This is a genomic window from Pseudomonas sp. Pseusp21, from assembly GCF_059492145.1.
The window spans coordinates 3,903,246-3,924,405 of sequence record NZ_CP168520.1 but is presented as its reverse complement, the minus strand read 5'-3'; the positions used below and the strand labels follow the sequence as shown (position 1 = coordinate 3,924,405).

Below are 21,160 nucleotides of genomic sequence, written 5' to 3'. Positions count from 1 at the left end.
TCGATGCCGCAACGTCCCAACTTTCTGGTGATTCTGGCCGATGACCTCGGCTTCTCCGACATCGGCGCGTTCGGCGGCGAAATCGCCACGCCGAACCTCGATGCCCTGGCCAACAATGGCCTGCGCCTGACCGATTTTCACACCGCACCGACCTGTTCGCCGACCCGCTCGATGCTGCTCACCGGCACCGATCACCACATCGCCGGCATCGGCACCATGGCCGAAGCGCTGACTCCGGATTTGATCGGCAAACCGGGTTACGAAGGCTATCTCAATGACCGTGTCGTCGCGCTGCCGGAGTTGCTGCGCGAGGCCGGTTACCAGACCTTGATGAGCGGCAAATGGCACTTGGGCCTGACCGCCGAACTGGCGCCCCACGCCCGAGGCTTCGAGCGTTCGTTCTCGCTGCTACCCGGCGCGGCGAACCACTACGGATTCGAACCCACCTACGATGAACACACACCCGGCCTGCTGAAATCCACCCCGGCGCTGTACATCGAGGACGACACGTTCATCGACGAATTGCCCAAGGATTTCTATTCCTCCGACGCGTTCGGCGACAAGCTGTTGCAGTACCTCAAGGAGCGCGACCAGAGCCGGCCGTTCTTCGCGTACCTGCCGTTCTCCGCGCCGCACTGGCCGTTGCAGGCCCCCGCCGACATCGTCGAAAAATACCGTGGCCGCTACGACGCGGGCCCCGAAGTCTTGCGCCTCGAGCGTCTGGAAAAACTCAAGTCGCTGGGGCTGATCGAGCCGGATGTCGAACCGCATCCGCTGATCCAGCTGACCGCGCAATGGGACGCGCTGAGCGATGAACAAAAACGCATTTCCGCCCGGGCGATGGAAGTCTACGCCGCGATGGTCGAGCGCATGGACTGGAACATCGGCCGTGTCGTCGACTACCTGCGCCAGCAGGGCCAGCTCGACAACACCTTCATCCTGTTCATGTCCGACAACGGTGCCGAAGGCGCGCTGCTGGAAGCCTTTCCGAAATTCGGTCCGGAGCTGATGACGTATCTGAGCCAGCATTACGACAACAGCCTCGACAACATCGGCCGCGCCAATTCCTATGTCTGGTACGGGCCGAACTGGGCGCAGGTGGCGACCGCGCCGTCACGCCTGTTCAAGGCGTTCACCACCGAGGGCGGAATTCGCGTTCCGGCGCTGCTGCACTATCCGCAACTGCCGCTGAAGGGACAGATCAGCCATGGTTTCGGCACGGTGATGGACATCACGCCGACCATCCTCGATCTGGCCGGCGTGCGCCATCCGGGCAAGCAATGGCACGGCAAACCGGTGGCGCCGTTGCGCGGGAAATCGTGGCTGGGCTTTTTGTCCGGCGAGACAGCGCAGGTGCATGACGAACACACCGTCACCGGCTGGGAATTGTTCGGGCGCCGGGCGATTCGGCAGGGTCAGTGGAAGGCGGTGTGGATTCCCGGGCCGGTGGGGCCGGCGACCTGGCAGCTTTACGATCTGGGCAGTGATCCGGGGGAGATTCATAACCTGGCGTCGAGTCAGCCGCAAAGGCTTGAAGCGCTGATCGAGCATTGGCAGCGGTATGTGGAGGAGACCGGGGTGATTTTGAGTGAATCGCCGTTTCAGCCGGATTGAGGGGGCTGAAATATTGCCATCGCGAGCAGGCTCGCTCCCACATTGGATCGTATTCACAATTCACTTGTGGGAGCGAGCCTGCTCGCGATGAGAGCGTTGCAATCACCCATCAAGCCTGAGCTGTACGAGCCTCTTCGGCCGATACCTTCACTTGGCGTACAAACCGGTTCGCCCGCCCGAACGTCCCGAAATCATTAAACCGAACCCCCATCTCCCGCATCACCTTATGCGCCACCGGCACCGTCAGCTGGCGAATGTAAAACGGCTCCTTCACCACAAAATGATGAATCCCGTGACTGCTGCCGAAGTTGAAGCAGAACGCCTGCAACGGCCACAGCCACCAAGGATTCAGCACCTGACATTGCTGCAACACATTGCCCGGTTCCACATCCCCGTAGTAATGCATGTTGGAGCTGATGAAGTGCAGGCAAAACGTGCGCAACACGTTCGGGCCAATGATCACCACGGCGGCGATATCGATCACCTGCATCACTGAAAGCGTGGTCGCCGACCATTCAATCGGCGAGCCCATCAACGAGGCGATCCCGTTGGCGGCATGGAACCCGAGAAACACATACCACGCCCCCCAATGCACCAGCGCCAGCGGCGCGTAGACCTTCAGCGTACGCTTGATGATGCTGAACTTGTGCGTCCAGGTCTTGGCCCGGAGCATGCGGATGAATGCTGACATCACGTTGTCGCCGACCATCAGCAATCGCGCAAAACCCCATGGCTCGCCGTTGGTGATCGCCCGTTCTTCCATGTCGGTTTCAGTGCCGGACACCTTGTGATGATTGAGGTGCAGATGGCGGCGAATCCACGGGTTGATCGTGCTCGGCCGCGCCAGCCACACCAGGCCCATCATCAGGTTGTGCGGCACCCGCTGTTTGCGGAAATACATGCTGTGGATCAGGTCGTGCTCAAGCTCATGGGTCAGCGAAGCGAAGAACGCGTTGAGCAACAGGCACGCCCACCACGCCAGGTGCCCGCTGATATACAGCGCCGCCGAACCGATCATTCCGGCCAGGGCAAAGGCGAGAATCCCGGCGCCGAGTGCATCCTGATGCTTGAGAATCGGGTAGCGCTCGCGCAGTTCCACGCCCTTGGCCAGCACCACTTCGCGAATATGCGCTGATCGCTGGGCAGCATTGTGTCGCTGGGGGCTTGCAGAAGTACGGTCCATGCTTCCATCCTCTGGTTATTGATGTTCGCATCCTGCCTCGCGCGGACTCCAAACGCGGTAGCCGAGAACGCCAACCTGTTGACCGGAAGCGCCAATCAGCATGAAGGAACCGACTTCTCTCGCCAGCTGGACCCGTGCCCTGCGCAAGCAACTCGACGCGCTGGGGCTGGACAGCACTGCCCTGTGTCAGCAGGCCGGGCTCGATCCGCAACTGATGGACGACCCGAACGCCCGCTATCCGTTGTCCGCCACCACGCGCCTGTGGGAAATCGCGGTGCAGGTCAGCGGCGATCCGGCAATCGGCTTGCGGGTGTCGCGGTTCGTCAGCCCCACGACCTTTCACGCACTGGGCTATGCGTTAGTGGCCAGCGGCAGCCTGCGGGAAGTGTTCGAGCGGATCGTGCGTTATCACCAGGTGGTCAGCGACGCGCTGGAACTGGAGCTGACCCGCACCGAGGACCGCTACCGCTTTCGCCTGAAAATCCCGGCCGGCAATCCGGCGCCCGCCTTCGAAGCCATCGACGCCTTTGCCGCCATCTACGTACGCACCTGCCGCAATCGCCTGGGCCGCGACTACGCGCCACTGGCGGTGTACCTGCGTCGCCCGGAACCGGTCGATGCGCATCAATGGCACAAGGTGTTCCGCTCGCCGGTGCACTTTTGCGCCGAAGAAGACCGGATCGAATTCGCCCTCACCGACTTCGACAGCCACCTCGACGACGCCAACCCGGAACTGGCCGAGCACAACGAAGCGGTGCTCAAACGCACCCTCGCCCAGCTCAAACCGCTGACCTGGGAGCGCAAGGTGCGCGACGCCATCGAAGAACAACTGCCCGAAGGCGAACCCAGCGCCGAACGCATCGCCCAGGCCCTGCACCTGAGCCTGCGCAGCCTGCAACGGCATCTGGCAGACGAGGGTTGTCGCTTCGACACCCTGCTGAATGAAAGCCGCGAAAACCTCGCGCTGCTGCACCTGCGCGATCCGCAATGCTCGCTGAGCGAGGTCAGTTACCTGTTGGGATTTGCCGACACCAGCAGCTTCAGCCGCGCGTTCAAACGCTGGACGGGGATGACGCCGGGGCAGTTTCGGGATCAGTTGCGCTGAGCGCAAATGGGTCGCTCAACCCTTGGTCAGACTGCGCTCAATCCCGGATTCCCACTGCTCGATCATTGCCGTACCTACCTCGGCGAACGCCTGATGGGTTCGGCAATGCTCAAGCATTTCCGCCATCGCCGTCTGCATGCCATGAACAACCTGCTGCAGTAGTTCATTGCACCGGCCTTCAGTGAGATTGCACGCCGTACGGCCGAAGCGCATCAGCGCCTTGTACTTGGGCCATGCCTTCGACCCGCCCAACAGCAAGGCCAGGCTGTCGTTCCTGATGTAAACCGATGTGGTGATGATGTCGTAAGCCGGGGCTAGCCGGATCGAAGCCTGCGCGCCGCAATGGTCATACAGCACACCGAAGTTCTTCAGATGCGCATCGCCGTTTTTCAGTCCCGCTGACAGCGCCACGATCTTGAAAAAAGCTTCCAGCGCCTGACTCAACAGCGCAGGAGAAACAAAGGCTTTGATCTGTCGGGCAGCGCCTTCGTAAGAACCATCGTATTTGGCTCTGGAAGGCCAGCCATTGAGTACGCAAAAGTCCTCGAAACCCAGATAGCCATGCTCAGTCAGGTCAAAACGCTCGACCACCAGAAACTTGCCCTGCTCACTCAATTCAAACTTTGGCACTTCAAGTCCGCTAAGCGCTGCGGCGCGCATACAGAAGTATTCGTTGGTCGCCAGCTCGGGAAACTCTTCGGGACGGAAGGCTTTGACCAGATGTGTGGAGCCTCGGTGAATCGGGTAAAGAGCGGCTGTCACACCATCGCGTACCAACACCTTAGGCTGCACGCCTGAAACACCGGAATACTGGCCATGTTTGTGCAACAGATTGTCAAACAAGCCATGAACGCCGTCATGTATCAAAAGATCGGACAATAACGTTTCGGGCTGATGATCTGTGACCGATTCGCAGGCTACTGCCAGCCGTCCTAGCTGACTTGAACCCACTATTGCCAGCAACGCAAAAGCATCGAAGTCACGAACTGCTTCGCCGAAGCGTCGAATCAATTCATCGCGCAATGCCCCTTCTGGCAAGTTCATCTCGAAAATCGGATGAACACCTCGCTCCCAGCCGTAGTTTTCCATCCGAGCTGACATCGTTAGCGAAACAGCATTCTCAGCGTTCACGCCCTCACAGTATCTGAACACGCTCTCCATGCCGGACTGCCCACGAACGAGTGTCCCTACGGAGCTATCAGCGACGGTGATTTCCAAACCCCGAATCAAATCAATCATGAGAATTCACCCTCCTCGGTGCATCAAGAGGGAAACCAAGCTCAAAAACTGTTCCCTTAACTTCACTACTCACCCGCACCCGCCCCCCATGCAACTGCATGATCGACTGCACGATTGCCAGTCCCAATCCGCCGGAGTCTCCTGGCTCCGCGCGGGACGGGTCGACGCGGTAGAAGCGGTCGAACAGTTTGCCCAGATGTTCATCCGCGATAACCGGGCCGTGGTTGTGGACCTGCAGCCAGCACAGGCCTGGCTCATCGCGTCGGCGCAGGCTGATGACCGAATCGGCGTCGGCATGGCGTACGGCGTTGGCCAACAGGTTGCCCAAGGCGCGTTGCAGCAGTTGCTGATCCGCCAGCAATTCTCCGCTGAACGTGTTTTCCAGACGGATTCCCCGGTCATCGGCCAGGGCTTCGAAGTAGTCGCATAACTCATCGCCGATTTCGTGCAACTTCAGCGTGCGCAGATCGAGTGCTCGCTCAGCCTGCTCGGCGCGAGCGAGAAACATCAGGTTCTCGGCCATGCGCTTGAGCCGTTCGAACTCTTCCATGTTCGACGCCAGCACTTCCTGATACTCGGTGCTGCTGCGCGGGTAATTCAGTGCCTGGCCGTTGCTCGCGAGCAAGGTGTGCAACGGCGTGCGGATTTCGTGGGCGAGGTCGGCGGAAAACTGTGAGAGGCGCTGGAAGCCGTCGTCCAGCCGCACCAGCATGCCGTTCAGCGCGTGCACCGGTTCCAGCAATTCCGCTGGCGTGCCGGCGGTAGGAACGCGTTGGTCGAGGCTGCGCAGGTCGATGCCGCGCAGCGCTTCACTCAGCTTGCGCAGAGGGCGCAAGCCTCGGCGCAACAGCACCAGACCCAAGGTGAAGGCAAGCAAGGCGCCAAGGCCGACGGCCAGATACAAGCGCAGGCGATAGCTGCCGAGCATCTGTTCGCGCTCGCTCAGCACCTTGCCGGCAATCACGGTCAGCGCTTCGCCGTTCGGCCCTTGGGCCTGACCTGACAGCAGGGCCAGCTCGACACCGTCCGCCGCCTGCCAGGTCAGCACATCACGGCGTTGCGGCGGCTGATCCCGGGGGATGGCCTGCACGGGCGGCAGTGCGCGCTGGCGAGGGTTGATCGTGATCACATTCGAGCCGTCCGCGCGTTGCACCAGCAGCAGACTGTCGAGGTTGCCCAGCATGTTCTGGTACAGCCGTGGCCGCGCCTGCAGGGCGTCGAGGCTGTCGCTGTCGGCGAGCAGCGCGCGCACCTGTTCCAGGCGACCGAGTAACGCCATGTCGTCGCGCCAGGCGATTTCCGAGGCCAGCGAGCGATACAGGAACACGCCAATCGCGCTGAGTACCAACGCACAGACAGCAGCGAACGCCAGGGCCAGGCGCCAGGCGATGGATCTAGCGCGCATCGTCGGGCGCTTCGAGTTGATAGCCGACCCCGCGCACGGTGTGGATCAGTTTGGGCATGTATGGATCATCGACTTTCGAACGCAGCCGACGCACCGCGACTTCGACCATGTTGGTATCGCTGTCGAAATTCAGGTTCCACACCTGCGAAGCGATCAGCGTGCGCGACAGCACCTCACCTTGGCGGCTGGCGAGCAAATGCAGGAGGGCGAATTCCTTGTTGGTCAGGGCGATGCGCTGGCCGCCCCGGCTGACCCGGCGGCGCAGCACGTCGATTTCCAGGTCGGCGATGCTGTACGACTCGGCCTCGCGCATCGGCCCGCGCCGCAACAACGTGCGCACCCGCGCGAGCAATTCGGCGAAGGCGAACGGCTTGAGCAAATAGTCATCGGCCCCCAGTTCGAGGCCGCGCACGCGGTCTTCGATGGCGTCCTTCGCCGTCAGGAACAGCACCGGCGTGGCGCCGCGCTGGCGGATCAGCTGCAGCAGTTGCCAGCCGTTGAGGCCCGGCAGCATCACGTCGAGGATGATCAGGTCATATTCCTGCTGCTCAATAAAGTAGCGACCGTCGAGGCCATTCAGCGCCACGTCCACGGCAAAACCCGACTCACCCAGCCCTTTGGCGATGAAGTTCGCGGTTTTGGCTTCATCTTCTACGACCAGCAAACGCATGGCACACCTCGATTGATCAGAGACACAGGCTAGGCCCCTTCGGCGACGTTGCCCATTACAAACTTGTAATCCGACTGACGAGGTTTCGACGGGGACCGGCGGATAAGGTGGTGGCCTTCGCTTCAGGAGCCTGTCCATGACCGCTAAATACTTGATCGCCAGCCTGGCAATCAGCTTCGGCACCGCCGCAATCGCCGCGCCTGATCTGCCCCATCACGCCGACCTCGATCTGAAAACCGCACGGCTGCTGGCCGACACAGCGCTGGAAACCTGCACCGGCACGGTGTCGGTGCTCGACCGTGGCGGCAACCTGTTGGTGATCCTGCGCGGCGACGGTATTGGCCCACACAACACCGCCGCCAGCCAACGCAAGGCCTACACCGCGCTATCGACGAAATCCCCGACCCGATTGTTTGCCGAGCGCGCCCGCAACAACCCGGAAACCGCCAACCTCAACACCCTCGATGAGTTGCTGTTGCTAGGCGGTGGCATCCCTCTGTTTGCCGGGAAAGAACTGGTCGGCGCCATGGGCGTGGCCGGTTCCGGCGGCGGCGAGCAGGACGAAAACTGCGCAATCAAGGCTGCCGACATCGTCGGCCTGTCCATCAACCGTACTTGACCCCAGGAGCATCACCATGACCCCACTGCGCATGACTTTCACCGCGCTTGGCCTGAGCGCTTTTTCGAGCCTGGCGCTGGCCGCCGGCAACCCGCTGAGCGTACACGTACTCAATCTGGAAAACGGCCTGCCGTCGTCGGGCATCAACGTGACGCTGGAGCGCCATGTCGGCCAGGACTGGCAGCCGCTGGCGCAGGGCACCACCAATGAACAGGGGCGGATCGCCGAACTGTTCCCGGCGAACAAACCGTTCGAAGCCGGTGAGTATCGGGTGGTGTTCAAGACCGGTGAGTACTTCGAGAAGACCAAGCACGAGACGTTTTTCCCGGAGATTCCGGTGATCTTTAAAGTGAAGCAGACGGATCAGCACTACCACATTCCGCTGCTGCTGAGCCCTTATGGCTTCTCCACTTATCGCGGTTCGTAAAAACAACATCGATCCAATGTGGGAGCGGGCAAGCCCGCTCCCACAGGGAAACCCGTGTTCTTCAGAGGGTCGCCAGCGCGCGCAGTCGCACAGCGTCGAGGATTTCGATCTCGCCATAACTCAAGCCGATAATCCCCTGCCCCTGCAACTCCTTGAGGATCTGGTTGGTGGTCTGCCGCGACAGCGACAGCATCGACGCCAACTGCTCCTGAGGCAGTTGCAGCACGCGGCGCGGCGGGTCCAGTTCGCCATAGCCCTCGGCGATCATCAGCAAGCGATGAGCCAGACGTGCCGGGGCCGGCAGCAGGCTCAGCTGTTCGAGGTTGATGAAGGTCAGGCGCAGCTTGTGGCTCATCAACAGAGCGAGATGCCGCCAATAAACAGGTTGCTCGTCGAGCAGTTTCAGCAGCGTGGCCTGGGGAATGTTCAGCAGCGTGCAGGGCCCGACCGCGTAGGCATCGTGGGTGCGGGGCTGGCCGTCGAACAGGCAGATTTCGCCGAACCAGTGCGGCGCCTCCACCAGACTCAGCAACGCCTCCTTGCCCTGCTCGCTGACCGCGCCGATGCGTACCGCGCCATCGAGCACCGCGTACAGCCCGCACGGCGCATCTCCGCGCTTGAACAAGCGCTGCCCCGCCGCCAGCCGCCGCTCCCGGGCCGCCGCCAGCAGACTATCCTGAAAGGACGAGGGCAGATGACTGAACCATTGCCCGGTCAGCAGGCGCTCACGCCAGACCTTATCCATGCGTTCTCCGAAAGATTGTCGCCTGCCTGACAGAGCGAGCCGTGAACCCGGGGCATGATTCGATCACCCTACAGGAGGAACAACAATGAAAAGCCTCGTCGATCATTTGAGTCAATACGCCGCTTACCACCGTGACCCGCGCAATATCGCCAGCCACTTTATCGGGATTCCGCTGATTGTGGTGGCGGTGGCCGTGCTGTTGTCGCGGCCGGAATGGTCGGTGGGCGGATTGTGGATTTCCCCGGCGGTGATCGCTGCCCTTGCTTCGGCGTGGTTTTACCTGCGTCTGGAGCTGAAGCTCGGGGTTCTGATGACCGTGTTGATGGGGCTGTCGGTCTGGGCCGGGCATGTCCTGGCGCAGCAGAGCACCATGGTCTGGCTGAGTGCAGGTCTGGCGATGTTCGTGATCGGCTGGGTGATCCAGTTTGTCGGACACCATTACGAGGGGCGCAAACCGGCGTTCGTCGATGACGTGAGCGGACTGATTGTCGGGCCGCTGTTTGTGGTGGCGGAACTGGCGTTCATGCTCGGGATGCGGCATGAGCTGAAAGAGCAGATCGAGGCGCGGGCGGGTGTGGTGCGGGTCAATCCGCATCGCGCGGCTGTCTGAACCACTGCCCGGCTCGCTCGTTCCCACGCTCTGCGTGGGAATGAATCCCGTGACGCTCCGCGTCACAGTGGACGCGGAGCGTCCATAGCGGCGTTCCCACGCAGAGCGTGGGAACGAGCGAGATCAAAGGCTGGCGACTTTCTGCCAGACCTTCGGCTTGAAGAACAACGTCTCCCCCTTGGCCAACCCGGTCAGGCTGTCGTGGTCTTTCACCACTTCCGCCTCGATCAGATCAGCCTGGCCCTCAACCTTCAACGTCACCCGCGTGGTCGCACCCAGCGGCCGGATATCGCGGACTTCAGCGGCGTGGTGATCCTCCAGTTCATGCCGCGACAGCGACACTTCGTGCGGGCGGAACAGCACGTGATTGTCATCGCCCAGATGCAGACGGTTCGAGTCGCCGAGGAAGTGATAGACGAAATCGCTGGCCGGGTTTTCGTAGACGTCGCCCGGTGAGCCGATCTGCTCGATCACACCCTTGTTCATCACCACGATGCGGTCAGCCACTTCCATCGCCTCTTCCTGGTCGTGGGTCACGAACACCGAGGTCAGGTTGATGTCTTCGTGCAGGCGCGCCAGCCAGCGGCGCAGCTCTTTACGCACCTTGGCGTCGAGGGCGCCGAACGGCTCATCGAGCAGCAGCACTTTCGGCTCTACCGCCAGGGCGCGGGCCAGGGCGATACGCTGACGCTGGCCGCCGGACAGTTGCTCCGGATAACGATCCGACAGCCAGTCCAGTTGCACCATATTCAGCAGCTCGTGGACCTTGGTCGCGATCTGGCTTTCGTTCGGGCGCTGGTTTTTCGGTTTCATGCGCAGGCCGAACGCGACGTTGTCGAACACGGTCATGTGGCGGAACAGGGCGTAGTGCTGGAACACGAAACCGACGTTGCGATCCCGCACGTCGTGGCCGGACACGTCCTCGCCGTGGAACACGATGTTGCCGTTATCCGGGGTTTCCAGACCGGCAATGATGCGCAGCAAGGTGGTCTTGCCGCAGCCGGACGGGCCGAGCAGCGCCACCAGTTCACCGCTGTGGATGTCCAGGCTGATGTTGTCCAGCGCCTTGAACGCATTGAAATTCTTGCTGACGTTACGCACTTCGATCGACATGAATTATTCCTCCGCGGCGCTGGCGCGCAGGCGGTTGATACGGTTTTCGCTCCACTGCTTGAGCAGCAGGATGAAGAGCGCCAGGATCAGCAACAGGCTCGCCACGGCGAACGCGGCCACGTGGTTGTATTCGTTGTAGAGGATCTCGACGTGCAGCGGCAAGGTGTTGGTCACCCCGCGAATGTGCCCGGAAACCACCGACACCGCACCGAACTCACCCATGGCCCGCGCGGTACACAGCACCACGCCATAGATCAGGCCCCATTTGATGTTGGGGACGGTCACATGCCAGAACATCTGCCAGCCATTGGCGCCGAGCAGGCGCGCGGCTTCCTCTTCCTGAGTGCCTTGTTCCTGCATCAGCGGGATCAGTTCACGGGCCACAAACGGCACGGTGACGAAGATCGTCGCCAGCACGATGCCCGGCAGGGCGAAGACGATCTGGATGTCGTGATCCTGCAGCCACGGCCCGAACAGGCCCTGGGCGCCGAACATCAACACGTAGACCAGACCGGCGATCACCGGTGATACCGAGAACGGCAGGTCGATCAGCGTCACCAGCATGCTCTTGCCGCGGAACGAGTACTTGCTCACGCACCACGCGGCACTGACACCGAACACCAGGTTCAGCGGCACCGACACCAGCACCGCGATCACGGTGAGTTTCAGCGCCGACAAGGCATCCGGTTCAAAGATCGCAGTGAAGAATGCACCGAGGCCGTTCTTCAATCCCTGCGACACCACGATGAACAGCGGCAGCAGCAGAAACAGGAAGAAAATCAGCCAGCCGAGGCCGATCAGGATCCGCCGCGAAGTGGCGCTGCCACGGCGGGCGGCGTTGGCCGAGGAAGCGGCCGCAATAGACGATTGGGACATGGTTCGCGCCTCCTTATGGGGTTTCGATGCGCCGCTGCAGCAAGTTGATCAGCAGCAACAGGACGAAGGAAACCACCAGCATCAACACGCCGATGGAGGTAGCGCCGGTGTAATCGTACTGGTCGAGCTTGACCATGATCAGCAGCGGCAGGATCTCGGTTTTCATCGGCATGTTGCCGGCGATGAATATCACCGAACCGTACTCGCCGACGCCCCGGGCGAACGCCAGGGCGAAACCGGTCAGCCAGGCCGGCAACAGCGCCGGCAGCAGAATGTGGCGAAACACCTGCAACGGTTTGGCACCGAGGCATGCGGCCGCTTCTTCGACTTCACGCGGGATGTCGGCCAGCACCGGCTGCACCGTGCGCACCACGAACGGCAGCGTCACGAAGGTCAGCGCCAGGGTGATTCCGAGTGGGGTGTAGGCGATTTTGAAACCGAGGTCGGCGGCGAACTGCCCGACCAGTCCGGTCGGGGTGTACAGCGCCGTCAGCGCAATACCGGCCACCGCGGTCGGCAGGGCGAACGGCAGATCGATCATCGCGTCGATCACCTTGCGCCCCGGGAACGTGTAACGCACCAGCACCCAGGCCAGCAACGTGCCGATGATGCCGTTGATGATCGCGGCGCACAGCGCGGTGCCGAAGCTCAGCTTCAATGCGGCGAGCACGCGGGGCGCGGAGATGATCGTCCAGAACTGATCCCAGGTGAGTTGGGCGGCGTGGACGAACATCGCCGCCAGCGGGATAAGCACAATCAGGCTGAGGTACACCAAGGTGTAGCCCAGCGTCAGCCCGAAGCCGGGTATGACGGGGGAGATACGACGCGACATAAAAGTCCTTGGTTTGAGAACGCGCAAAGCCCCGAACATAAATCCGGGGCTCGTTTTAGGCTATTGAAACTTACTGCGCCTGATAGATCTGGTCGAACACGCCACCGTCGTTGAAGAATTTCGGCTGTGCGGTTTTCCAGCCGCCGAAGTCCTTGTCAATGGTCACCAGTTCCAGTTTCGGGAACTGCTGGGCGTACTTGGCTGCCACGTCCTTGTCACGCGGGCGGTAGAAGTTCTTCGCCGCGATTTCCTGACCGGCCGGGCTGTACAGGTGCTTGAGGTAGGCTTCGGCGATCTGCTCGTTGCCCTTCTTCTCGGCGTTCTTGTCGACCACAGCCACCGGTGGTTCGGCGAGGATCGACAGCGAAGGCACGACGATGTCGAACTTGTCCTTGCCGCCGTCTTCTTTCAGCGCCAGGAAGGCTTCGTTTTCCCAGGCCAGCAACACGTCACCCTGACCGTTGTTGACGAAGGTGATGGTCGAGCCACGGGCGCCGGTGTCCAGAACCGGCACGTGCTTGAACAGGGTCTGTACGTATTCCTTGGCTTTGGCTTCGTTGCCGCCGTTGGCTTTCAGACCGTAGGCCCACGCCGCGAGGAAGTTCCAGCGCGCACCGCCGGAGGTTTTCGGGTTCGGGGTGATCACCGAGACGTCATTCTTGATCAGATCGCCCCAGTCCTTGATGCCTTTCGGGTTGCCCTTGCGCACCAGGAACACGATGGTCGAGGTGTAAGGAGTGCTGGCGTCCGGCAGACGCTTCTGCCAGTCGGCCGGCAGGGTCTTGCCGAGCTTGGCGATTTCGTCGATGTCGCCGGCCAGGGCCAGGGTCACGACGTCGGCGCGCAGACCGTCGATCACCGCACGGCCCTGCTTACCCGAACCGCCGTGGGATTGCTGGATTTTCACAGTGTCGCCGGCGTGCTCCGACTGCCAGTACTTCACGAATTCGGCGTTGTAATCCTGATACAGCTCGCGCGTCGGGTCATACGACACGTTGAGCAGTTCGTAATCCTTGGCAACCGCGGAACCGGCAAACACAGCACTGGCCAGGGCGGCCAAAGCGTAACGGCGAATCGACGACATGGTGAAAGCTCCTGGAATTCTTGGTGGTGGCTTTTTCTTATGGATTGCGAAAATCGGGTTGCCTGTAAAGATCACCGCCTGCGCCCACTCTTGCATTGATCCCCGGCAAGAGCGGGCGCAGGCTGGAATCTTTCTGGATTCAGCTCGGTTTGTTGCCCGGTTGCTGCAAGCGGAATTTCTCTTTGCGTTCGATCTGGACCACCTGGGCGTTATGCACAGTGATTTCCACCGCGCCGAAACGCAGGTCGCGCAAGGCGCTCTGGATTTCGCGCAAAATGGTGCTTTCGTCCTGACCGTCAACGCTACGCAGGGATGCGCTCATGGTGCTGCTCCTTTGTATGGGATATGCCTGGCAGTGGGCGGCACTGCGTTCGGCGTGGGAGCAATATAAGAGAGCTTTGGATATTCTTAAAAAGACTATTTAAGAATGTTTATATAACTGGAAAACATTATGTGATGCAGCAAGGGTTTGCGGCGGATTTGCCCGCCGGCAAACCCGCCGTACGCCGTCATCAACCGATCAAGGGCGCCCGGTTCCAGTCGATTTGCGCTTCCGGGACCGGCCGCCCAAACCAGTAGCCCTGCCCCAGATCACAGGCCTGCTCCAGCAGGAACGCGGCCTGTTCCACCTGCTCGATGCCCTCGGCATGCACCTGCATGCCCATGCTGCGGGCCAGGGCGATGATCACCCGGACGATCGCCGCATCGTCCTCGTCCCACGGCAGGCCGGCGACGAAACCCTGATCGATCTTGAGCTTCTGCACCGGCAGGCGCTTGAGCCGCAGCAACGACGAATAACCGGTGCCGAAGTCATCGATGGCCAGACGAATGCCCAGCTCGCGCAAACGATGCATCTGTTCCAGCGCGACTTCCGGATCGTCCATCACCGCGCTTTCGGTGACTTCCAGCTCCAGATAGGCCGGATCCAGGCCGGTCTCGTGCAGCACCTGCGCCACCTGCTGATACAACTCGCGGCGAGCAAATAACCGCGAGGACACGTTCACCGCGACAAACGACAGCACCACCCCGGCCTGCTGCCATTGGCACATCTGCCGGCAGGCCTGCTGCATGACCCAGGCGTCGATTTCCGAGATCAGCCCGGTACGCTCGGCAATCGGGATGAACTCCGCCGGCGACACCAGGCCCCGCTGCGGATGCTCCCAACGCACCAGCGCCTCGACGCCGATCAGGCGACTGGTTTGCAGGTCGTGCACCGGTTGGTAGTAGACCCGCAGTTCCTGCTGCTCCAGCGCGCGGCGCAACTCGAAGGCGATTTCGACCCGCTGCTGGGCGTGAGCCGTGAGTTCTTCGGTGTACAGCGCGTAGCCATTGCGGCCGCTGCTCTTGGCCTTGAACAGTGCCGCATCGGCGTTGCGCAACAGCTGTTCGGCGCTCAGTGCATCGCTGGGAAACAGGCTGATGCCGAGGCTGGCGTTGATGAACAGTTCATGGCCGTCGAGGCAGAACGGCTCCTTGAGCGCATCGAGAATACGCTGAGCCAGCGCTGCCGCCTGTGCCGGCTGTGGACAACTTTCCAGCAGAACCGCGAATTCATCGCCGCCCAGCCGCGCCAGGGTGATGCCCGGCCCGAACAACCCCTGCAAACGCGCGGCGACGGCCTTGAGCAAACGGTCACCAATGGTGTGACCGAGGCTGTCGTTGATCAGTTTGAAATGGTCCAGATCGATCATCAGCAATGCGCAGCCGCGCTTGTGGGTCTGCGCCGATGCCAGCGCCTGTTCGGCGCGGTCGCTGAACAGCAGGCGGTTGGGCAGGTCGGTCAGCGGATCGTGGTGGGCCAGGTGCTTGAGTTCGTGCTCGGAATCCTTGATCGCGCTGATGTCGGAAAACACCGCGACGTAATGGCTGAGACGGTTGTCATCGTCACGAATGACCCGGATCGTCTGCCATTGCGGGTAGATTTCACCGCTCTTGCGCCGGTTCCAGATCTCGCCGCTCCATTCGTCCCGCGCCTGTAAAGAAGCGAACATCGCCTGATAGAACCCCGGCGGATGGTGCCCGGACTTGAACATGCTGGGCTGCTGGCCGATGACTTCATCGCGCTGATAACCGGTGATTTCCATGAACGCGCGATTGACGTGCACGATCAGCCCCTGCCGGTCCGTGACCAGCACGCCTTCGCGTGTGCAATCGAATACCGCAGCGGCCTGACGCAGGCGTTCGCGATCCGCCTGGCGTTCACGCAATCGGGCGCCGATGCCCAGGCATTCGAACAGCCGCGCCCGGGCCAGGAAGATCAACCCGGCGCTGAGCGCCACGAACAAGTAGCCGTTGATCAGTTGCCAGCGCAGCAACTCGTCAGAGCTATCGAAGAAACTGTTCAATAAATAACCAGTACCTTGCAGCCAGACCACGGCAAGGACCAGGTAAAGCAGCGCTGCACGCAAGGCATCGCGGTATGTGGCAGACATTCGGCCGTCCATGTCCCTACAAAAATGTCGGGATTATAGGTCAAGAAACATCCAGCCATCTCTTATCTGAAAGGGCGACTGGTTTTATCTGTGTGCTTGGTGATAATGCAACGGCTGTTTTTTTCTTTATCGAGGGCCCTATAGCCTATGTGGTACGAAGGTTTTCTTGGCTTGTCGGCCTGGTCGCTGGTCGCCGTCACCCTGGTGATGACCCACGTGACGATCGTTGCCGTCACGGTCTACTTGCACCGCTACTCGGCCCATCGCTCCCTGGAGCTGAATGCCGGCCTGAAGCATTTCTTCCGTTTCTGGCTGTGGCTGACCACGGCGCAGAACACCCGCGAGTGGACTGCCATCCACCGCAAACACCACGCCAAATGCGAAACCGAAGACGACCCGCACAGCCCGGTCGTCAAGGGTCTTTCCACCGTCTTGCGCAAAGGTGCCGAGCTGTACCGCGAAGAAGCGCAGAACCCGGAAACCCTGCGCATCTACGGCAAGAACTGCCCCGAAGACTGGATCGAGCGCAACCTCTACAGCCGCTACCGGCTGCTGGGCGTGGCGATCATGGCCGTCGTCGACCTGCTGCTGTTCGGCACCATCGGCATCACCATCTGGGCGATCCAGATGATGTGGATCCCGGTCTGGGCGGCCGGCGTGGTCAACGGTCTCGGCCATGCCGTCGGCTACCGCAACTTCGAATGCCGCGACGCGGCGACCAATCTGGTGCCTTGGGGCATCCTGATCGGCGGCGAAGAACTGCACAACAACCATCACACCTACCCCAACTCGGCCAAGCTGTCGGTCAAGAAGTGGGAGTTCGACCTCGGCTGGGCCTGGATCCAGGTCTTCAGCTTCCTGCGTCTGGCCAAGGTCCAGCGTGTTGCCCCGATCGCCCACCGCGTCGAAGGCAAGGGCAGCCTGGACATGGACACCGCCATGGCGATCCTCAACAACCGCTTCCAGATCATGGCCCAGTACCGCAAGCTGGTGATCGGCCCGCTGGTCAAGCAGGAACTGGCCAAGGTCGATCATTCGGTACGCCACCAGTTCCACCGGGCCAAACGCCTGCTCTCGCGGGAAACCAGTCTGCTGGAAGATCGCCACCACGCGCGCATCCAGAACATGCTCGAGCACAGCCAGGCGCTGAAGGTAATCTACGAGAAACGTCTGGCCCTGCAGCAGATCTGGGTCAAGACCAGCGCAAATGGCCACGACATGCTCGCCGCCATCAAGGAATGGGTACACGAGGCCGAGGCCAGCGGCATCCAGTCCCTGCGCGAATTCGCTGACCAGTTGAAAACCTACTCGCTGCGCCCTGTCGCCGCCTGAGTGCCGTTGATCGGTGCGCCCGGTTCCCGGGCGCACCCTTCGGAACTTCACCCTCGATCCCCTATCTCAAAGACACTTCGCCACCCCCGGCGGGTTTTCCCGTGGCCGTTGTCGATTGATCGGCACGCCCTTTGAGATTCGTGTCGATGGTCAACAACAATCAAAAAGACTCATCCCCTCCCCAGTGGCCCGAGGCCGCGCAAACCCTGATGGCATTGATGCACGCCCAGGGCGAAGTCGCCCGGCTCAGCGAACGCGAGCAGCTGTTCAGTTCGCTGCTGGTCAGCGTCAACGCCGTGCTTTGGGCCTTCAACTGGGAAACCCGTCAGGTGTTGTACGTCAGCCCCGCTTACGAGCGGATCTTCGGTCGTTCCGCGGGCCTGTTGCTGGCCGACTACAACCAGTGGCGCGACAGCATCTACCCGGATGATCTGGAATACGCCGAACGCAGCCTCGCCGAAGTGCTGCACAAAGGCGCCGTGGAAGACCGTGAATACCGGATCATCGCCGCCGACGGCCAGGTTCGCTGGGTCAGCGACAAGTGCTTCATCAATCGTCAGGACGAACCGGGGCAACCGGTGATCATCGTCGGCATCGCCGAAGACATCACCGACAAGAAGCAGATGGAAACCGAACTGCAACGCCTGGCCACCACCGACGTGCTGACCCAGAGCAGCAATCGCCGGCACTTCTTCGAATGCGCCCACCGGGAATTTGAACAAGCCCGCCTGCAAGGCGCGCAAATGGCATTCCTGCTGCTGGACATCGATGACTTCAAAGTGATCAACGACACCTACGGCCACCCGGAAGGCGACAACGTGCTGCAACGAATCGCCGAATGCGGTCGTGCCTCGTTACGCCGGGGAGACCTGTTCGGGCGGATTGGCGGTGAGGAATTCGCTGCGGTTTTCCCGGGCTGTGCGCCGGACATGGCGATGCAGGTGGCCAAACGGCTGCAACGGGAAATCCAGCGGCTGAGTTTCAATCACGGTGAACAGACGTTCGGTATCACCGTCAGCCAGGGCCTGACCAGCCTCACCCCGGAAGATGAAAGCCTCGACACCCTGTTCGCCCGCGCAGACGCGGCGATGTACGAGGCCAAACGGCAGGGCAAGAACCGGATCATTTCCGCCTGATTCAAGAGCGGATGCGCAATCAAGCCGCTATTTGCGCATCCGCATCAGCTCCGGCAAGCCGATTTTGAGCAAGCGCGCCGTGCGGCTCTTCGCCAGCTCCTCAACGCCCTCATGCTCGGTCAGCCGCGCCATCTGCGCCGCCATGTTCATCACCAATGCCTCGCGGGAATACACCCCGCCACCGAGCTGGTAGACCGAGGCAATCAGCTCGCGCAACTCCAGCGGCAAACGCCAGCGAGTGCGCAGCGCCGAGCCATACGCCGCACCGAATTCGGCCAGCGCATCGCCGACTTCTTCCAGTTCATCCAGCTCGCCGCCGGCCTGCTTCCACTCTTGAAGACAACGCAGCAACGCCAGATCGCCGAGGCGATGGAGCATCCCGGCGCAGTAGCAGCGTTCCTGATCCAGATCGAGCAGACGCGCCAAGGTGCGGGCGTATTCGGCGGTGTGCAACGACAGGCCCCAATAACGCTCGGCGTAATCGGCCAGGCATGGGTCGCTGAGCCGGGCGCTGCGCTTGAGTGCCAAACCAAGGATCAGGTTCATGCTTTGGCCGGTGCCCAGGCGATGCAGCGCCTGCGCCAGGGTCTGTACTGGCGCACCGTGGTGCTGGGCGGCGCTGTTGGCGGCGGCGATCAACACGGCGGTGATCTGCGGGTCGGTGCGAATTTCCTCTTCCAGCAGCTTCAGATCCAGGCCGTTGGGATTGAGGCTGCGCTTGACCGCCACTTGCACGTCGGTCATCAGCGGCGCGCCGTCGGCCTGCTCGCGGCGACGTTCGAGGAACACCGACAATGTCATGCCCGGCGCCAGCGCCGGTACTTCGCAGAACACTTCCTCACCGGCGTTCAGCAGCAGCCCCTGCAAACGCTCGGTCAGGCTTTCCATGTTCAGGGGTTTGGCCAGGTAGGCGGTCGGCGCCAGCGGCAAGGCTTCGCGCACGCTGGCGCTGTCGTTGCGACTGCTCATCAGAATGAACGGCAGCGGCGGATTGCGTTTGCGCTGGCGCACGCTGCGCAACACGTTCAAGCCATCGACGCCGGGCAACTCCCAGTCGACGATCGCCAGGTCATAGGGCACTTCGCTGAGCAGCGTCATTGCCTCCTGGCCATCGGCGCACAGATCCAGCCGCGCGTCGCAACGCACATTCAGCAACACTTGTTTGAGCAGGTCACGAGACCACGGGTCGGCCTCGGCAATCAGGACTCTTGGTACAGCGGGTAAATCGACGGCCGTCATGCTCGCCCTCCCTTGCAATGCTTGAACCTTAGCCAATGCTGGCGTTTCGGTACAACCTGAAAACCGCGCAGGTGTTTCTCCCGGCATGAAAAAACCCGCCGAAGCGGGTTTTTTGTCGATCCGATCACACGGTGCTACGGATTACAGCTCCGAGAAGCACTCTTCGATGATCGCCAGGCCTTTGTCCAGTTGCTCGTCCGGCGAGGTCAGCGGTACCAGGACGCGCAGCACGTTGCCGTAGGTGCCGCAGGACAGCAGGATCAGGCCCTTGTCACGCGCCTTGGCCACGACAGCAGCAACGGCGGTCGGGTTTGGCTTGTGGCTGTCGCCGTTTTCGAACAGCTCGACTGCGATCATGGCGCCCAGGGCACGGACTTCGCCGATCACCGGGTACTTGGCCTGGATGGCTTTCAGGCCGGTGACCAGACGCTCGCCGACAGCCTTGCAGCGGTCCAGCAGTTTTTCTTCTTCGAACACTTCCATCACGGCCAGGGCCGCGGCGCAAGCGATCGGGCTACCGGCGTAGGTGCCGCCCAGGCCGCCTGGCGCGATGGCGTCCATGTATTCGGCCTTGCCGCAGACACCGGCCAGCGGGAAGCCGCCAGCGATGGATTTGGCGAAAGTGGTCAGGTCGGCAGCAACGCCCATCTGTTCCATGGCGAAGAACGTGCCGGTACGGCCAGCGCCGGTCTGCACTTCGTCAGCGATCAGCAGGATGCCGTGCTGGTCGCACAGGGCGCGCAGACGCTTCATGAATTCTTTCGGTGCGACGTAGAAACCACCTTCACCCTGCACAGGCTCGATGATGATCGCGGCGATGTCTTTCGGCTCGGCGTCGTTCTTGAAGATGCGCTCGATGGAAGCGATCGAGTCGTCGATGCTCACGCCGTGCAGTTCGTTCGGGTACAGCGCGCGGAAGATGCCGCCTGGCATCAGGCCCATGCCGGCCGAGTAAGGCACGACTTTACCGGTCAGGCCCAGGGTCATCATGGTGCGACCGTGGTAAGCGCCGGTGAAGGCGATCACGCCAGCGCGGCCAGTGGCGGCACGGGCGATCTTGACGGCGTTTTCAACGGCTTCGGAACCGGTGGTCACCAGCAGGGTTTTCTTGGCGAAGTCGCCCGGTACGCGAGCGTTGATTTTCTCGCACAGTTCGACGTACGGCTCATAGGCCAGCACCTGGAAGCAGGTGTGGGTCAGCTTGTTGAGCTGCTCGGTCACGGCGGCGATGATTTTCGGGTGCACGTGGCCGGTGTTCAGTACGGCGATACCGCCGGCGAAGTCGATGAATTCACGACCTTCAACGTCGGTCACTGTCGCGTTCTTCGCGGACTCGGCGAAGATCGGGTGAATCTGGCCAACACCACGTGGAACAGCTGCGGTACGACGGGCCATCAGTTCAGCGTTAGTCTTGCTCATTACAGTCCTCATTCGCCGCTCATCGGGCGGCGTGGTTCAAGGATAAAGCGGGAGGAATCGGCGGTGGCAGCATGCGATGA

The 21,160-nt window shown here is 61.6% G+C and carries 20 protein-coding genes; 7 read left to right on the top strand and 13 right to left on the bottom strand.

The window, feature by feature from the left end; genetic code table 11:
- Positions 1-3: 3 nt before the first annotated feature.
- Complete coding sequence (locus tag ACEN93_RS17895; RefSeq protein ID WP_495610328.1) at positions 4-1,614, top strand: arylsulfatase; 1,611 nt, start codon at positions 4-6, stop codon at positions 1,612-1,614.
- 109 nt (positions 1,615-1,723) lie between these two features.
- Here the strand turns inward: ACEN93_RS17895 and ACEN93_RS17890 are convergent, their stop codons facing one another.
- Entirely contained in the window at positions 1,724-2,797 is a 1,074-nt protein-coding gene (locus tag ACEN93_RS17890) for a fatty acid desaturase (RefSeq protein WP_085667639.1), read from the bottom strand.
- A gap of 100 nt (positions 2,798-2,897) precedes the next feature.
- Between ACEN93_RS17890 and ACEN93_RS17885 the strand changes: the two genes are divergently transcribed.
- Positions 2,898-3,902 carry an AraC family transcriptional regulator gene (locus ACEN93_RS17885; protein ID WP_085667638.1) on the top strand — a complete coding sequence of 335 codons (1,005 nt, stop codon included), beginning with the start codon at positions 2,898-2,900 and terminating at the stop codon, positions 3,900-3,902.
- 15 nt (positions 3,903-3,917) lie between these two features.
- Here the strand turns inward: ACEN93_RS17885 and ACEN93_RS17880 are convergent, their stop codons facing one another.
- Genes ACEN93_RS17880 through ACEN93_RS17870 form a run of 3 tightly spaced genes read right to left on the bottom strand, consistent with a single transcriptional unit; the run spans position 3,918 to position 7,216 of the window.
- Positions 3,918-5,141, bottom strand: coding sequence for a type II toxin-antitoxin system HipA family toxin (locus ACEN93_RS17880; protein WP_085667637.1), 1,224 nt, complete (start codon positions 5,139-5,141; stop codon positions 3,918-3,920).
- Positions 5,134-6,546: a heavy metal sensor histidine kinase gene (locus tag ACEN93_RS17875; protein WP_085667636.1), complete on the bottom strand. Its 1,413-nt coding sequence runs from the start codon at positions 6,544-6,546 to the stop codon at positions 5,134-5,136. The genes ACEN93_RS17880 and ACEN93_RS17875 overlap by 8 nt, the downstream gene beginning before the upstream one ends.
- Positions 6,536-7,216: a heavy metal response regulator transcription factor gene (locus ACEN93_RS17870; protein ID WP_039772967.1), complete on the bottom strand. Its 681-nt coding sequence runs from the start codon at positions 7,214-7,216 to the stop codon at positions 6,536-6,538. The genes ACEN93_RS17875 and ACEN93_RS17870 overlap by 11 nt, the downstream gene beginning before the upstream one ends.
- Positions 7,217-7,352: 136 nt before the next feature.
- On the opposite strand from ACEN93_RS17870, the gene ACEN93_RS17865 reads away from it, so the two are divergent.
- Together ACEN93_RS17865 and uraH are read left to right on the top strand one after the other, a co-directional pair.
- The gene (locus ACEN93_RS17865) at positions 7,353-7,835 is read left to right on the top strand and encodes a GlcG/HbpS family heme-binding protein (RefSeq protein ID WP_495610327.1); all 483 of its coding nucleotides are present in this window, start codon (positions 7,353-7,355) and stop codon (positions 7,833-7,835) included.
- A gap of 16 nt (positions 7,836-7,851) precedes the next feature.
- On the top strand, positions 7,852-8,262 hold the full coding sequence (gene uraH, locus ACEN93_RS17860) for a hydroxyisourate hydrolase (protein WP_210710050.1): 411 nt from the start codon (positions 7,852-7,854) through the stop codon (positions 8,260-8,262).
- A 61-nt stretch (positions 8,263-8,323) separates the two neighbouring features.
- On the opposite strand, the gene ACEN93_RS17855 is transcribed toward uraH, so the two are convergent.
- Entirely contained in the window at positions 8,324-9,007 is a 684-nt protein-coding gene (locus ACEN93_RS17855; protein WP_074689381.1) for a Crp/Fnr family transcriptional regulator, read from the bottom strand.
- An 85-nt stretch (positions 9,008-9,092) separates the two neighbouring features.
- Here ACEN93_RS17855 and ACEN93_RS17850 point away from each other — a divergent pair, with 85 nt between their 5' ends.
- Positions 9,093-9,617, top strand: coding sequence for an Mpo1 family 2-hydroxy fatty acid dioxygenase (locus ACEN93_RS17850; RefSeq protein ID WP_495610326.1), 525 nt, complete (start codon positions 9,093-9,095; stop codon positions 9,615-9,617).
- Positions 9,618-9,740: 123 nt separating this feature from the next.
- Here ACEN93_RS17850 and ACEN93_RS17845 read toward each other — a convergent pair whose 3' ends face one another.
- The 6 genes from ACEN93_RS17845 to dibA form a co-directional block, all read right to left on the bottom strand.
- Positions 9,741-10,730 (bottom strand): sulfate/molybdate ABC transporter ATP-binding protein, encoded by a 990-nt coding sequence (locus ACEN93_RS17845; RefSeq protein WP_064592629.1) that lies wholly within the window; start codon positions 10,728-10,730, stop codon positions 9,741-9,743.
- A gap of 3 nt (positions 10,731-10,733) precedes the next feature.
- Positions 10,734-11,606, bottom strand: a complete 873-nt coding sequence (gene cysW, locus ACEN93_RS17840; protein WP_011331905.1) for a sulfate ABC transporter permease subunit CysW — start codon at positions 11,604-11,606, stop codon at positions 10,734-10,736.
- 13 nt (positions 11,607-11,619) lie between these two features.
- The gene (gene cysT, locus ACEN93_RS17835) at positions 11,620-12,438 is read right to left on the bottom strand and encodes a sulfate ABC transporter permease subunit CysT (RefSeq protein WP_007952818.1); all 819 of its coding nucleotides are present in this window, start codon (positions 12,436-12,438) and stop codon (positions 11,620-11,622) included.
- Between the two features lie 70 nt (positions 12,439-12,508).
- Complete coding sequence (locus ACEN93_RS17830; protein ID WP_011331904.1) at positions 12,509-13,522, bottom strand: sulfate ABC transporter substrate-binding protein; 1,014 nt, start codon at positions 13,520-13,522, stop codon at positions 12,509-12,511.
- 139 nt (positions 13,523-13,661) lie between these two features.
- Positions 13,662-13,844, bottom strand: coding sequence for a sulfur starvation response protein OscA (gene oscA, locus ACEN93_RS17825; protein ID WP_039772974.1), 183 nt, complete (start codon positions 13,842-13,844; stop codon positions 13,662-13,664).
- A 190-nt stretch (positions 13,845-14,034) separates the two neighbouring features.
- Positions 14,035-15,954, bottom strand: coding sequence for a phosphodiesterase DibA (dibA, locus tag ACEN93_RS17820; RefSeq protein ID WP_495610325.1), 1,920 nt, complete (start codon positions 15,952-15,954; stop codon positions 14,035-14,037).
- 147 nt (positions 15,955-16,101) lie between these two features.
- On the opposite strand from dibA, the gene desA reads away from it, so the two are divergent.
- Both desA and ACEN93_RS17810 read left to right on the top strand, forming a co-directional pair.
- Positions 16,102-17,286: a delta-9 fatty acid desaturase DesA gene (gene desA / locus ACEN93_RS17815; protein WP_039772978.1), complete on the top strand. Its 1,185-nt coding sequence runs from the start codon at positions 16,102-16,104 to the stop codon at positions 17,284-17,286.
- 146 nt (positions 17,287-17,432) lie between these two features.
- Entirely contained in the window at positions 17,433-18,422 is a 990-nt protein-coding gene (locus ACEN93_RS17810) for a GGDEF domain-containing protein (RefSeq protein ID WP_495610324.1), read from the top strand.
- A 27-nt stretch (positions 18,423-18,449) separates the two neighbouring features.
- Here ACEN93_RS17810 and ACEN93_RS17805 read toward each other — a convergent pair whose 3' ends face one another.
- On the bottom strand, positions 18,450-19,661 hold the full coding sequence (locus tag ACEN93_RS17805; protein WP_039772982.1) for a response regulator: 1,212 nt from the start codon (positions 19,659-19,661) through the stop codon (positions 18,450-18,452).
- A gap of 141 nt (positions 19,662-19,802) precedes the next feature.
- The gene (gene gabT, locus ACEN93_RS17800) at positions 19,803-21,080 is read right to left on the bottom strand and encodes a 4-aminobutyrate--2-oxoglutarate transaminase (protein WP_007957613.1); all 1,278 of its coding nucleotides are present in this window, start codon (positions 21,078-21,080) and stop codon (positions 19,803-19,805) included.
- Positions 21,081-21,160 lie beyond the last annotated feature (80 nt).

Bases quoted from the DNA above. Each gene is read 5' to 3' on its own strand.
- ACEN93_RS17895 (WP_495610328.1), top strand. From the start codon at position 4: ATGCCGCAACGTCCCAACTTTCTGGTGATTCTGGCCGATGACCTCGGC.
- ACEN93_RS17890 (WP_085667639.1), bottom strand. From the start codon at position 2,797: ATGGACCGTACTTCTGCAAGCCCCCAGCGACACAATGCTGCCCAGCGA.
- ACEN93_RS17885 (WP_085667638.1), top strand. From the start codon at position 2,898: ATGAAGGAACCGACTTCTCTCGCCAGCTGGACCCGTGCCCTGCGCAAG.
- ACEN93_RS17880 (WP_085667637.1), bottom strand. From the start codon at position 5,141: ATGATTGATTTGATTCGGGGTTTGGAAATCACCGTCGCTGATAGCTCC.
- ACEN93_RS17875 (WP_085667636.1), bottom strand. From the start codon at position 6,546: ATGCGCGCTAGATCCATCGCCTGGCGCCTGGCCCTGGCGTTCGCTGCT.
- ACEN93_RS17870 (WP_039772967.1), bottom strand. From the start codon at position 7,216: ATGCGTTTGCTGGTCGTAGAAGATGAAGCCAAAACCGCGAACTTCATC.
- ACEN93_RS17865 (WP_495610327.1), top strand. From the start codon at position 7,353: ATGACCGCTAAATACTTGATCGCCAGCCTGGCAATCAGCTTCGGCACC.
- uraH (WP_210710050.1), top strand. From the start codon at position 7,852: ATGACCCCACTGCGCATGACTTTCACCGCGCTTGGCCTGAGCGCTTTT.
- ACEN93_RS17855 (WP_074689381.1), bottom strand. From the start codon at position 9,007: ATGGATAAGGTCTGGCGTGAGCGCCTGCTGACCGGGCAATGGTTCAGT.
- ACEN93_RS17850 (WP_495610326.1), top strand. From the start codon at position 9,093: ATGAAAAGCCTCGTCGATCATTTGAGTCAATACGCCGCTTACCACCGT.
- ACEN93_RS17845 (WP_064592629.1), bottom strand. From the start codon at position 10,730: ATGTCGATCGAAGTGCGTAACGTCAGCAAGAATTTCAATGCGTTCAAG.
- cysW (WP_011331905.1), bottom strand. From the start codon at position 11,606: ATGTCCCAATCGTCTATTGCGGCCGCTTCCTCGGCCAACGCCGCCCGC.
- cysT (WP_007952818.1), bottom strand. From the start codon at position 12,438: ATGTCGCGTCGTATCTCCCCCGTCATACCCGGCTTCGGGCTGACGCTG.
- ACEN93_RS17830 (WP_011331904.1), bottom strand. From the start codon at position 13,522: ATGTCGTCGATTCGCCGTTACGCTTTGGCCGCCCTGGCCAGTGCTGTG.
- oscA (WP_039772974.1), bottom strand. From the start codon at position 13,844: ATGAGCGCATCCCTGCGTAGCGTTGACGGTCAGGACGAAAGCACCATT.
- dibA (WP_495610325.1), bottom strand. From the start codon at position 15,954: ATGTCTGCCACATACCGCGATGCCTTGCGTGCAGCGCTGCTTTACCTG.
- desA (WP_039772978.1), top strand. From the start codon at position 16,102: ATGTGGTACGAAGGTTTTCTTGGCTTGTCGGCCTGGTCGCTGGTCGCC.
- ACEN93_RS17810 (WP_495610324.1), top strand. From the start codon at position 17,433: ATGGTCAACAACAATCAAAAAGACTCATCCCCTCCCCAGTGGCCCGAG.
- ACEN93_RS17805 (WP_039772982.1), bottom strand. From the start codon at position 19,661: ATGACGGCCGTCGATTTACCCGCTGTACCAAGAGTCCTGATTGCCGAG.
- gabT (WP_007957613.1), bottom strand. From the start codon at position 21,080: ATGAGCAAGACTAACGCTGAACTGATGGCCCGTCGTACCGCAGCTGTT.